This window comes from Nocardioides sp. JCM 18998, assembly GCF_055391535.1.
Map to the genome: position 1 here is coordinate 714,891 of NZ_AP043886.1, position 12,014 is coordinate 726,904.

Below are 12,014 nucleotides of genomic sequence, written 5' to 3' on the forward strand. Positions count from 1 at the left end.
GGATTCCCACTCAGGATATCGGCGCGAGGCCCTTGACCACGCATCGTGAGCGTGCAAGGGGTGCGGACTCCACGCGCTGCGCCTCGCTCTCGGCCCGCGCCCGTGCACGTTTCCTCGCACTCGCCGTCACCCGCTCTGTCGCATACCGTCACACCTATGCCCAAGATCGCGACGAACACCCGTGTGAGCCACGATGAACTCCTGGCGTTCATCCGCCCCCGCCACCGGATGGTCCTCGTGACCACGCGTGCGGACGGTCGCCCCCAGCTGTCGCCCGTCTCCGGTGGCGTCGATCAGGAGGGCCGACTGGTCATCTCGACGTATCCGGATCGCGCGAAGGCGGTCAACGCCCGCCGTACGCCGACGGCCTCGGTGCTGGTGCTCTCCGACGACTGGGACGACGCCTGGGTGCAGGTCGACGGCGACGCGGAGGTGCTCGACATCCCCGAGTCCGTCGAGCCGCTGGTCGACTACTTCCGCTGCATCGCCGGCGAGCACCCGGACTGGGCGGAGTACCGCGAGGCGATGGTGCGGCAGGGCAAGTCGCTGATCCGGGTCACGCCGTGCTCGTGGGGTCCGATCGCCACCGGCGGCTTCCCGGCCCGCCTCGGCTGAGCTGGACCGCGAGTGCACGAGAGCGGGTGAAATCGTCGGCGGCGGGGTGTTTGCTGGAGCCATGACACCTCGGGTCTGCCAGTTCATCCCGCCCTACCTGCTCGAGCGGGTCCAGCCGCACCTGACCGACGTCGACCGTGCCCTGAGGGCGCGCCGCGAGGCCGGCCCGCATCCGGTCCCCCGAGCGGCGATCGACGCTCCGGCCTGGGTGGTGCACACCTGCCACAACGGCGCCGATCTGCCCGGCGACGTGGTCCGCAGGGCCGGCCAGCCCGCCTCGGGCGACCCCGCCGTCGACGAGGCCGCCGCCGGGATCACCGCCACGCTGGACCTCTACCGCGAGGTCTACGACCGGGCCTCGTTCGACGGCCAGGGGGCGCTGGTCTCGCTGTCGGTCCACTACCAGCAGGGCTACGACAACGCGTACTGGGACGGCACCCAGCTGGTGTTCGGCGACGGTGACGGCCAGGTGTTCGGCCGGTTCACCCAGCCGATCGACGTACTGGGTCACGAGCTCACCCATGCGGTCACCGAGCGCACCGCGGGGCTGACGTACTCGGGGCAGTCCGGCGCCCTCAACGAGTCCGTCTCCGACGTCTTCGGCTCCTGCGTGAAGCAGCGCCTGCTCGGGCAGGGCGTGCAGCAGGCCGACTGGCTCATCGGCGAGGGGCTCTTCCTGCCCGGCGTACGCGGCCGCGCTCTGCGCGACATGGCCCATCCCGGCACCGCGTACGACGATCCGCAGCTGGGCAAGGACCCGCAGGCCCATGACATGGGTGGCTACGTCGACACCGGCGACGACAACGGCGGCGTGCACACCAACTCCGGCATCCCCAACCGCGCCTTCTACCTGGCGGCGATGGCGATCGGCGGCAACAGCTGGGACGGCGCCGGCGCGATCTGGTACGCCGCCCTCACCGGTCCCGACGTCGATGCCGACACCGACTTCGCGGGCTTCGCGGCCGCGACGGTGGCAGCGGCCGGGGACCGGGCCGCGGAGGTCACCGCCGCTTGGAAGACGGTCGGCGTCGATCCTGCCGGGAGGGCGTCGTGAGCCGCATCGTCGCGGTGCGCCGTACAGGTGGCTTCGCCGGCATCGCCCGCAGCGGCGAGGTCGACCTGGACGGCGACGACCAGCGCGCGTCCACCCTGAGCGCCCTCGTCTCCGAGGTCGACACCGAGGGGCTCGCCGCTGCGCGAGGCCCGCGGCCCGACGGCTTCGTCTACGACTTCGACCTGTGCGGCACGACGTGCCAGGTCCACGAGCACGGCCTCACACCCGACCTGCGCCGGATCGCCGACCTGCTGCTCGAGTGAGCCGACGGCGAGCGTCGGCCTGAGGAGCGGATTACGCGCTCTCGGCGAAGGCGAGGTCGAGCGCGGCCTCGACGTGCACGGTGATGACGTCGAGCACGGGGACCTCAACGTCCTCCGGACGCACCAGCAGCGAGAGCTCGGAGGCACCGAGGATGACGCCCTGTGCACCGCTGTCCCACAGCTCGTCCACGATGGTCGCGACGCGACGACGCGAGCTCGGGTTGACGGTGCGGAAGACCAGCTCGTTGTAGATGATCGAGTCGAGGGTCTCGACGTGCAGCGAGTCCGGCAGGTTGACGTCCAGGCCGTGGTCGGAGATCCGCTCGGCGAAGAACTCGTTCTCCATCGTGTACGCCGTCGAGAGGAAGCCGACGGTCGTGATGCCGAGCTCCTTGCACTTCGCGGCGAGCACGTCGGCGAGGTGGATCACCGGGATCGAGACGGCCGCGCTGACGGCGTCGTAGACCTGGTGGAAGGTGGTGGCGCACAGCAGGATGAAGTCGGCGCCGGCCTTCTCCAGGCCCTGGGCGGCCTGCGCAAGGATCGCGCCCGCCCGGTCCCAGTCGCCGGCCTGCTGGCAGGCCGTCACCTCCGCGAAGTCGACGCTGGCCAGCACGATCTTGGCGGAGTGGAGACCGCCCAGCCGCGCCTGGACACCCTTGTTGAGGCCCTCGTAGTACGCGGCGCTGCTCTCCCAGCTCATACCGCCGATGAGTCCGATCGTCTGCACGTTTTGCAGTGTGGCACCGCTGACACTGGCGGGCGCAATCGTCGGGGTTAACGCCTGGTAACCACCGCAAGGGCACCGGCCGGGTCTCCACCCGCCCGCCGCTCGACCTCCACCGCTCGAGGCCTTCGCAGGCTCAACCCGACCACCAGGCCTCGACCCGCCCGTCGCGACCTCCTTCGTCGGTCGCGGGGCTCGCTCGACCTCCACCGCTCGAGGCCTTCGCAGGCTCAGGCCTCGCGGTGGACCTTGTGTGCTGCCGCCTGGGCGCGCGGCTTGATCACCAGGCTGTCGATGTTCACGTGCGCGGGGCGGGTGACCATCCAGGAGATCGCATCGGCGACGTCCTCGGCCACCAGCGGCTCGGCGACGCCGGCGTAGACGGCGGCCGCCCGCGCCTCGTCGCCGTCGAAGCGGACCTTCGCGAACTCGTCCGTGCGGACCATGCCCGGGTCGATCTCCATCACCCGCACGGGCTGGTCGAAGAGCTCCAGGCGGAGCGCCTCGGTGACCGCCCGCTCGCCGAACTTCGCGGCGTTGTAGCCCGCCCCGCCCTCGTACGCGATGTGCCCGGCAGTGGAGCCGACGTTGACGATCGCGCCCGCGCCGCTGGCGATCAGGGCCGGCAGCAGCGCCTTGGTCACGCGGGTCGTGCCGAGGACGTTGATGTCGTACATCCGCTTCCACGCGTCGAGGTCCGCGCCGGCGACCGGTTCGAGACCGAACGCGCCGCCGGCGTTGTTGACCAGGACGTCGAGGTGGGCGCCGATCACGTCGGCGAGCCTCTCCACCGACTCCTGGTCCGTGACGTCCGTCGGGACCGAGGTGCCGCCGATCTCCAGGGCCAGGATCTCGATCCGCTCGACGCGGCGCGCGGCGAGGAAGACGTGGTAACCGGCAGCGGCGAGCGCACGGGCCGTCGCGGCGCCGATCCCGCTGGAGGCTCCGGTGACGACGGCGGTCTTCTGGGTCATGGGGGTCAGCCTAAAACCAAGCGTTTGGGGAACATGCGGGAGACTGGCGCGGTTGAGGCTGCGGAGGCTCAGGGGTGCTGGGTCCGAGAACGAGGCGGTGGGGCATGAAGCGGGTGGCGATGATCAGCCTGCACACCTCCCCACTCGACCAGCCCGGCACCGGCGACGCCGGCGGCATGAACGTGTACGTGCTCGAGCTGGCCCGCCGGCTCGGCCTGCAGGGCGTCGCGGTCGACATCTTCACCAGAGCGACCTCCTCGCAGCAGCCTGCGGTGGTGGAGGCGTACGAGGGTGTGGTCGTCCGGCACATCCCCGCCGGTCCGTACGAGGGACTCACCAAGGCCGAGCTGCCGGGCCAGCTCTGCACGTTCGCCCGCGAGGTGCTGCGCGCCGAGGCAGCGCACCCAATCGGGCACTACGACGCCGTGCACTCCCACTACTGGCTCTCCGGCCAGGTCGGCGCGCTGGCGCGCGATCGCTGGGGCGTGCCGTTGGTGCACTCGATGCACACCATGGCCAAGGTGAAGAACGACGCGCTCGCCGACGGCGACTCCCCCGAGCCGAGCGCTCGGGTGATCGGCGAGGAGCAGGTCGTGGCCGCCGCGGACGTGCTGATCGCGAACACCGACCTCGAGGCCAAGCAGCTGATCAACTTCTACGACGCCGACCCTGGACGGGTCGAGGTCGTCCATCCCGGCGTCGACCTCGACGTCTTCGCGCCGCAGTCGATGACGGCGGCTCGTGCCGCGGTCGGCCTGCCCGCCGACGCCATCGTGCTGCTCTTCGCCGGCCGCATCCAGCCGCTCAAGGCACCGGACGTGCTGCTGCGGGCGGTCGCGGTGCTGCTGGCGCGTGACCCCTCGCTGCGCCCACGGCTGGTCGTGCCGATCGTCGGCGGCCCCTCGGGCAGCGGCCTGGACCACCCCGAGTCGCTCGCGGACCTGGCTCGCGAGCTCGGCGTCGCAGACGTGGTGCGGTTCGTCCCGCCGGTCTCGCAGGCCGAGCTCGGACGGTGGTACGCCGCGGCGACCCTGGTGGCGGTGCCGTCCTACAACGAGTCGTTCGGTCTGGTCGCCGTCGAGGCGCAGGCCTGCGCCACCCCGGTGGTCGCGGCAGCGGTCGGCGGACTGACCACGGCCGTATGCGACGGACGCAGCGGGCTGCTCGTCGACGGGCACGAGCCGCTGCCCTGGGCCGGTGCGCTGGGCCGGGTCATCGGCGACCCCCACCTGCGCGAGTCGCTCGCGCTCGGTGCGCTGATGCACGCCCGCGAGTTCTCCTGGGAGGCCACCGCCCGTCACACCCTGGAGGTCTACGAGCGGGCACGGGAGCTGGTGCGGGCATGAGCGAGACGAACGGCGAGCAGGAGAGCGCCCAGCTGATCGAGGCGTGGCTGCGGGCCAACGAGATCGAGTGGACCCGGGCCGGCGACAGCTGGTCCTTCGCGCTGCCGGGCGAGAAGAAGCTGCAGACCCCCGTACGGCTCGACCTCGGTCCGCACGCGCTCGGCGTGCACGCCTTCGTGTGCCGCCGGCCCGACGAGAACTTCGAGGGTGTCTACCGCTGGCTGCTCGAGCGGAACCTCAAGCTGTACGCGGTGGCGTTCGCCCTCGACCGCCTCGGCGACATCTACCTCGACGCGCGGCTGCCGCTCGCCCTGGTCACGCCCGACGAGCTCGACCGGCTGCTCGGCTCGGTGCTCACCTATGCCGACGAGTCGTTCAACACGATCCTCGAGCTCGGCTTCGCCTCCTCGATCCGCAAGGAGTGGGAGTGGCGCAGGCTGCGCGGGGAGTCGACCGCCAACCTGGAGGCGTTCCGCGGCTGGCTCGAGCGCGACGCCAGGCCGGGCGCCGAGGCGGCCTCAGGCGACGCGACGCCGGCTGACCGCGACGCCGAGTAGCGCCAGCGCACCGCCGACGTACGCCAGGCCCGGAGGCGTCTCGCCCAGCCAGGCCCAGGCGAGCAGCACGGTGATCACCGGCACCAGGTAGGTGGTGATCCCCAGCGACGAGGCGTTCATGTGGCTGAGCGCGTACCCGTAGGTGGTGAACGCGATCGCCGTCGGGAAGATGCCCAGATAGATCACCCACAGCGTCGCCGAGAGCGGCGCGCCGCGCAGGTCGGTGACGAGCTGGCCGGCGAACGGCAGGCAGACGATCGCACCGATCGTGCATGCCAGCCAGGTCACCTGCACCGAGGCGAGCCGGCTCATCAGCGGCTTCTGCAGGATCACCGAGATCGAGTAGGCGACCGCCGAGACCAAGCAGAGCAGCACGCCCAGGATGTCGCGCCCACCGTCGCCGCCGTGACCGGCGAGGCTGATCACGACGACGCCGGCGAAGGCCAGGGCCAGGCCGAGGACGATCCAGCGGGTGAAGCGCTCGCCGAGGAAGATCGCGGCGAGCACCGCGATCAGGATCGGGGAGAGCTGGATGAGCATCGCCGAGGTGCCGGCGTCGATCCGTCGCTCCCCGGCGTTGAGGGCGACCATGTAGAGCGCGTACCAGAGCACGCCGATCGCGACGAGGCGCCACCAGTCGCCGGTGGCGGGCCGGACCAGGACCGCCCGGCGGCGCAGCGCCACCACGGTCAGGCACAGCGCACCGACGGCGAGGCGTCCCAGCGCGAGCGCCCCCGGCCGGACCTCGTCGGCGAGGTCACGGATCGCGACGAACGCCGAGGCCCACAGCACGAGGGTCACGGCGACGGCGATCAGGGGCAGCGAGCGGGTGGGGGTCACGGCGTGACGCTACCGGCCCTGCCGTCCACGGTGCGAGCGGGATTCGGACGTCGTCGTACCCGCTGCCCCTAGCATCATGCGCATGTCCGATCCGATCAGCGAGGCCCACCGCCAGTGGGTCGCCCACGGCTGGGCCGAGGCCGCTGACGGAATGGCCCTGGTGACGTCCGTCGTACGGGTGCACCAGCTCCTGATGGAGCGGATCGACGCCGTACTGCGCCCGCTCGACGTCACGTTCGCCCGCTACGAGGTCCTGCGGCTGCTGGCCTTCACCCGGGAGGGCGCGCTCCCGATGACGAAGCTGGGCTCACTGCTCCAGGTCCATCCGACGAGCGTCACCTCCGCGGTCGACCGGCTCGAGAGGCAGGGGTACGTCACCCGCTCCCGCGGCGAGCAGGACCGCCGGGTCGTGCTGGCCTCGATCACCGCTGAGGGACGCGGCCTGGTCGAGCGGGCCACGATCGGCCTCAACGAGCAGGTCTTCGCCCAGCCCGGACTCGACGCCGACGAGGTGCTGGACCTGAGTGGGCGGCTCACCGCGCTGCGGGCGGCGGCCGGCGACCCGGTCGGCTAGCTCTGGCCCGGGATCGCCGCGCCGACGCCGCGCAGCGACTCGCGCAGGTCGCTCATCCGCTGGTCGAGGTCGTGCGCGACCTTGGCCGCATCGGCGAGCTCGCCGCCGAGCTGGAGCGGGATCTCCTGACGGAACTTGTAGTAGATCTTGTGCTCGACGCTGGCCCAGAAGTCCATCGCCACGGTCCGGACCTGCAGCTCGACGCAGACGTCGCGCATCGAGTCGGAGAGGAAGACCGGGATCTGGACGATCGCGTGCAGGCTCCGATAGCCGTTGGGCTTCGGGTGCGCGATGTAGTCCTTGATCTCGATGACCTTGACGTCGGGTTGACTGGTGAGCATCGACAGGACCCAGTAGGCGTCCTCGATGAAGCTGCACACGATCCGGATGCCGGCGACGTCGAAGATCTGGTGGTGGATCGCGTCGGGCGTGAACTCGCAGCCGAGCCGCTCGGCCTTCTGCCGGAGGCTGTCGATCGACTTGAGCCGGGAGCTGACGTGCTCGATGGGGCTCCCGTCGGGCCGGAAGCTCAGCTCCTCACGCAGGATGTTGATCTTCGTCAGCATCTCCTCGAGCCCGAACCGATAGGGCATCAGGAGCTGGCCCACCTCGTGGGCGGCCTCCGAGAGGGCCGCGCTGTGCGGGTCGATCCCCGCCTCCGTCACCAGTCGGGAGGCGTTCGTCAGCGCCGCGGGCGATCCCTGTTCCGGGTCGCTCATGCTCCACATCCTTCTCGGCTCGCCCCGGTCGCGGAACGCCGGCGCTCGTCACCATCCTGACCGATGCACCCAACCCGGCCGGTGGCCGCGGGTCCCGACGGCCCGGAGGTCACTCTCTACCAGTGCCATCCATCGACATCAATACCTGGATGTCCTAGCATCGACGATGACGAGGACATCCTGCCAACTCTGGAGGCACGTCATGGCCGATCTGCACACGCCACGGAACCACGTCCGCGTGGTCACCGCGAGCGCGCTCTTCGACGGCCACGACGCCGCGATCAACATCATGCGTCGGATCTTCCAGTCGCAGGGCTGCGAGGTGATCCACCTCGGCCACAACCGCTCGGTCGCCGAGGTCGTCGATGCCGCGATCGAGGAGGACGCTCACGGGATCGCCGTCTCCTCCTACCAGGGCGGCCACGTCGAGTACTTCGAGTACCTCGTGGCGACGCTCCGCGAGCGCGGCGCCGGCCACATCAAGGTCTACGGTGGCGGGGGCGGCGTGATCATCCCCGCCGAGATCGCCCGGCTGCGGGAGTCCGGCGTCAGCATCTTCTCCCCCGAGGACGGCCAGCGCCTGGGTCTCGCCGGGATGATCAACAGCGTGGTCGCCGAGCTCGACCACGATCTGCTCGCCGACCGGCCCGCCGACCTCGAGGCCGTACGGGCAGGCGACCGGCTCGCGCTCGCGCGGGCGATCACCGCGGCCGAGCAGGGCCGACTGCCCGAGGCCGAGCACCCGCAGGCCCAGCACCCGCAGGCCGACCCGGAGGTCGAGCCTGTCGAGACCCCCACCCGGGCGGTCGTGCTCGGCATCACCGGCACCGGCGGCTCCGGCAAGTCCTCGCTCACCGATGAGCTGCTGCGCCGCCTTCGCCTCGACCAGGCCGACCGGCTGCGCGTGGCCGTGCTCGCGATCGACCCGACCCGGCGCCGCGGTGGCGGAGCGCTCCTGGGCGACCGGATCCGGATGACGGTGCTCGACCGGGCGGGCTCGGGCGAGTCGCCCATCTTCTACCGCTCGATCGCCACGCGGGGCGCGCACGAGGTGCCCGAGCACCTGAGCGACGTGATCGACACCGTGCGATCGGCCGGCTTCGACCTGGTGATCGTGGAGACGCCGGGCATCGGGCAGGGGGACGCGGCCATCGTGCCGTTCGTCGATGCCAGCCTCTACGTGATGACGCCGGAGTTCGGCGCCGCCTCGCAGCTGGAGAAGATCGACATGCTCGACTTCGCCGACGTGGTGGCGATCAACAAGTTCGAGCGCCGTGGCGCCCTCGACGCGCTGCGCGACGTCGGACGCCAGCTGGTCCGCAACCGCGAGGCGTTCGACCGGACGCCCGAGGAGATGCCGGTCTTCGGCACCTCGGCCGCCACCTTCGGGGATGACGGCGTGACAGCGCTCTACCAGCATCTGAGGGGGCTGCTGGCCGAGCGCGGCCTGCCGGTCGAGGAGCCCGGCGCACTCGCGCCGGTGAGCGTGCGCCACTCCAGCGGCATCCGCCCGGTGCTGCCCGGCGACCGGGTGCGCTACCTCGCCGAGATCACCGAGACCGTACGGGCCTATCACGCCGAGACCGAGCGGCTCGCGGAGGTGGCCCGGACGGCGCAGGCCTTCGACGTCGTGGTCTCGAGGCTCCGGGGCCTGGAGTCGCCCGGTCTCGATACGCGCCACTCGTCCCTCGCGACGCACCCGACCAGCGATCTCGCTGGGCGGGTGGCGAGCGCCGGCGAGTGTATCGAGACCCTGCCGGCCGACCTGCAGGACCGGATCGACTCCTGGCCCAAGACCGTCGAGGAGTACGCCGCCGACGCGGGCCGGATCTCCCTCAGCGGCACCCGGGTGCCGCGGGTGGCTCTCCCGCGGACGCAGGACCACGGCGAGCTGGTGCGGTTCTGGCGCCGCGAGAACCTGCCTGGCGCCTTCCCGTTCACGGCGGGCGTCTTCCCGTTCAAGCGTGCCGACGAGGATCCCGCGCGGATGTTCGCCGGCGAGGGCGACCCGTTCCGGACCAACCGGCGCTTCAAGCTGCTGACCGAGAGCGGTGGTGGAGCAGCTCGTCTTTCCACCGCCTTCGACTCCGTCACGCTCTACGGCCGCGACCCCGACGAGCGACCCGACATCTACGGCAAGGTCGGCACGTCCGGAGTGAGCATCGCGACGCTGGACGACATGAAGGCGCTCTACGACGGCTTCGACCTGCTCGCGCCCTCGACCAGCGTGAGCATGACGATCAACGGGCCCGCGCCGACGATCCTCGCCTACTTCCTCACCACCGTCCTCGACCAGGCCGACGAGCGCGGCATCGACCCGGCGACGGCGCTCAGCACCGTCCGCGGCACGGTCCAGGCCGACATCCTCAAGGAGGACCAGGGCCAGAACACCTGCCTGTTCTCCACGGAGTTCTCGTTGCGCTGCATGGCCGACATCCAGGAGTGGTTCATCGCGAACCAGGTCCGCAACTTCTACTCGGTCTCGATCTCCGGCTATCACATCGCCGAGGCCGGGGCGAACCCGATCAGCCAGCTCGCCTTCACCCTCGCCAACGGCTTCACGTACGTCGAGGCCTACCTCGCCCGCGGGATGCGGATCGACGACTTCGCCCCCAACCTGTCGTTCTTCTTCAGCAACGGGATGGACCCCGAGTACACCGTCATCGGCCGGGTCGCGCGCAGGATCTGGGCGGTGGCGATGCGGGAGCGGTACGGCGCCAGCGAGCGCAGCCAGAAGCTGAAGTACCACGTCCAGACGAGCGGCCGCAGCCTGCACGCGCAGGAGATGGCGTTCAACGACATCCGCACCACGCTGCAGGCGCTCTGCGCGATCTACGACAACGCCAACAGCCTGCACACCAACGCCTACGACGAGGCCGTCACCACGCCCTCGGCCGAGTCGGTGCGCCGGGCCCTCGCGATCCAGCTCGTGATCAACCGCGAGTGGGGACTCGCGACGAACGAGAACCCCCTGCAGGGCTCGTACGTCGTCGACGAGCTGACCGATCTGGTCGAGGAGGCGGTGCTCGCCGAGTTCGACCGGATCAGCGAGCGCGGCGGGGTGCTGGGCGCGATGGAGACCGGCTACCAGCGCGGCCGGATCCAGGACGAGTCGATGCTCTACGAGCACCGCAAGCACGACGGCTCCCTGCCCATCGTCGGGGTCAACACGTTCCGCAACCCGGACGCGGCGCCGGTGGAGGCGCACCTCGAGCTGGCCCGCGGCACCGACGAGGAGAAGTCCTCCCAGCTGCGGCGGTTGCGCGCCTTCCACGAGGCTCACACCGAGGAGTCAGCAGCCGCGCTCGCCCGGCTGAAGGACGCCGCGACGACCGGGGAGAACGTCTTCGCGGTGCTCATGGACGCGGCCCGGGTGTGCACGCTGGGCCAGGTCACCGAGGCGTTCTTCGAGGTCGGCGGCGCGTACCGCCGCAACGTCTAGCCCGAGAGGTCACCTGTTGCGGGTCGAGGGGTCAGCTCTCGCGGCTGCCAGGCCGCATCGGGGCGGCTCGTCGGCGCGGCCGCCTGTGGGATCGCCGCGGCCGGCGCTCTCGTCGCAGTGCGTCGCAGTGCGCTGCCGGCCGAGCCGTCACGCCAGCGCGGCCGCCTCGACGAGACTCGGCCCGTACCACGTGATCAGTCGCCCGCTGATCAGCTCGGTCGGCGTGCTGGCGAACGCCTCGGGCCCGTCGTCGGCGGTGAAGGAGTACGGCTCGTCGGGCAGCAGCACGGCGTCGGCACCGGCCGCGTCGATCCGCTCCGCCTCCACGTGCGGGTAGCGCTCGCGGGTCGGGTTGAGCGCGGCGCCGGCGAAGACGTTGGCCCAGCCGAGCCGGCGCAGCAGATCCCCGGTGAAGGTGTCCGCACCGATCACCATCCACGGGTCGCGCCAGATCGGCACGGCCACCCGCCGGGAGATCGGCGGCACGGGGCCGCACCACAGCTGGCGCGCTGTCGCCAGCCATCCCGGCCGCACCCAGCCGAGGCCGTCGAAGAGTCGCCCCATCGAGGCGATCGCGTCGGGCACGGTGCGGATGTCGGTCACCCACACCTCGATCCCCGCGGCACGGAGCCGGCCGACATCGAGCTCGCGGTTCTCCTCCTTGTTGGCGACCACGACATCGGGGCTGAGCCGGGCGATCGCCTGCAGGTCGGGGTTCTTCGTCCCGCGGACGCGCGTCACGGCCAGATCCGTGGGGTGGGTGCACCACTGGGTCGCCCCGACGAGGCGACCGTCGGACACGCTCGCCAACGCCTCGGTCAGCGACGGCACGAGCGAGACCACCCGACGGGCCGGGCGCGGTCCGCCGTACGGCACCCCCAGGTCGTCCTGCACCCTCAGGAC

At 71.1% G+C, this 12,014-nt stretch carries 12 protein-coding genes; 7 read left to right on the forward strand and 5 right to left on the reverse strand.

What is annotated here, in order from left to right; translation table 11 throughout:
* The first annotated feature begins 156 nt into the window (after positions 1-156).
* The 3 genes from ACZ5L9_RS03395 (at position 157) to ACZ5L9_RS03405 (ending at position 1,932) form a co-directional block, all read left to right on the forward strand.
* Entirely contained in the window at positions 157-615 is a 459-nt protein-coding gene (locus ACZ5L9_RS03395; RefSeq protein ID WP_464533848.1) for a PPOX class F420-dependent oxidoreductase, read from the forward strand.
* A 61-nt stretch (positions 616-676) separates the two neighbouring features.
* Positions 677-1,669 (forward strand): M4 family metallopeptidase, encoded by a 993-nt coding sequence (locus ACZ5L9_RS03400; protein WP_464533852.1) that lies wholly within the window; start codon positions 677-679, stop codon positions 1,667-1,669.
* Positions 1,666-1,932 carry a protealysin inhibitor emfourin gene (locus ACZ5L9_RS03405; RefSeq protein WP_464533856.1) on the forward strand — a complete coding sequence of 89 codons (267 nt, stop codon included), beginning with the start codon at positions 1,666-1,668 and terminating at the stop codon, positions 1,930-1,932. Before ACZ5L9_RS03400 ends, ACZ5L9_RS03405 begins: the two co-directional genes overlap by 4 nt.
* A gap of 31 nt (positions 1,933-1,963) precedes the next feature.
* Here ACZ5L9_RS03405 and ACZ5L9_RS03410 read toward each other — a convergent pair whose 3' ends face one another.
* Together ACZ5L9_RS03410 and ACZ5L9_RS03415 are read right to left on the reverse strand one after the other, a co-directional pair.
* On the reverse strand, positions 1,964-2,662 hold the full coding sequence (locus ACZ5L9_RS03410) for an aspartate/glutamate racemase family protein (protein WP_464533860.1): 699 nt from the start codon (positions 2,660-2,662) through the stop codon (positions 1,964-1,966).
* A gap of 227 nt (positions 2,663-2,889) precedes the next feature.
* Positions 2,890-3,633, reverse strand: coding sequence for an SDR family NAD(P)-dependent oxidoreductase (locus ACZ5L9_RS03415; protein ID WP_464533865.1), 744 nt, complete (start codon positions 3,631-3,633; stop codon positions 2,890-2,892).
* 104 nt (positions 3,634-3,737) lie between these two features.
* Here ACZ5L9_RS03415 and mshA point away from each other — a divergent pair, with 104 nt between their 5' ends.
* Both mshA and ACZ5L9_RS03425 read left to right on the forward strand, forming a co-directional pair.
* Positions 3,738-4,979 (forward strand): D-inositol-3-phosphate glycosyltransferase, encoded by a 1,242-nt coding sequence (gene mshA, locus ACZ5L9_RS03420; RefSeq protein WP_464533867.1) that lies wholly within the window; start codon positions 3,738-3,740, stop codon positions 4,977-4,979.
* Positions 4,976-5,536, forward strand: a complete 561-nt coding sequence (locus tag ACZ5L9_RS03425) for a type III secretion system chaperone family protein (RefSeq protein ID WP_464533870.1) — start codon at positions 4,976-4,978, stop codon at positions 5,534-5,536. Before mshA ends, ACZ5L9_RS03425 begins: the two co-directional genes overlap by 4 nt.
* On the opposite strand, the gene ACZ5L9_RS03430 is transcribed toward ACZ5L9_RS03425, so the two are convergent.
* Positions 5,498-6,376: a DMT family transporter gene (locus ACZ5L9_RS03430; RefSeq protein WP_464533874.1), complete on the reverse strand. Its 879-nt coding sequence runs from the start codon at positions 6,374-6,376 to the stop codon at positions 5,498-5,500. The two genes, ACZ5L9_RS03425 and ACZ5L9_RS03430, sit on opposite strands and share 39 nt — an antisense overlap.
* A gap of 82 nt (positions 6,377-6,458) precedes the next feature.
* Between ACZ5L9_RS03430 and ACZ5L9_RS03435 the strand changes: the two genes are divergently transcribed.
* Entirely contained in the window at positions 6,459-6,950 is a 492-nt protein-coding gene (locus ACZ5L9_RS03435; protein WP_464533878.1) for a MarR family transcriptional regulator, read from the forward strand.
* Here the strand turns inward: ACZ5L9_RS03435 and ACZ5L9_RS03440 are convergent.
* On the reverse strand, positions 6,947-7,669 hold the full coding sequence (locus ACZ5L9_RS03440; protein ID WP_464533882.1) for a GTP pyrophosphokinase: 723 nt from the start codon (positions 7,667-7,669) through the stop codon (positions 6,947-6,949). The genes ACZ5L9_RS03435 and ACZ5L9_RS03440 overlap by 4 nt on opposite strands.
* 202 nt (positions 7,670-7,871) lie before the next feature.
* Between ACZ5L9_RS03440 and icmF the strand changes: the two genes are divergently transcribed.
* Positions 7,872-11,111, forward strand: a complete 3,240-nt coding sequence (gene icmF, locus ACZ5L9_RS03445; RefSeq protein WP_464533886.1) for a fused isobutyryl-CoA mutase/GTPase IcmF — start codon at positions 7,872-7,874, stop codon at positions 11,109-11,111.
* A gap of 147 nt (positions 11,112-11,258) precedes the next feature.
* Here the strand turns inward: icmF and ACZ5L9_RS03450 are convergent, their stop codons facing one another.
* Complete coding sequence (locus tag ACZ5L9_RS03450; RefSeq protein WP_464533888.1) at positions 11,259-12,005, reverse strand: helical backbone metal receptor; 747 nt, start codon at positions 12,003-12,005, stop codon at positions 11,259-11,261.
* Between the last annotated feature and the right edge of the window lie 9 nt (positions 12,006-12,014).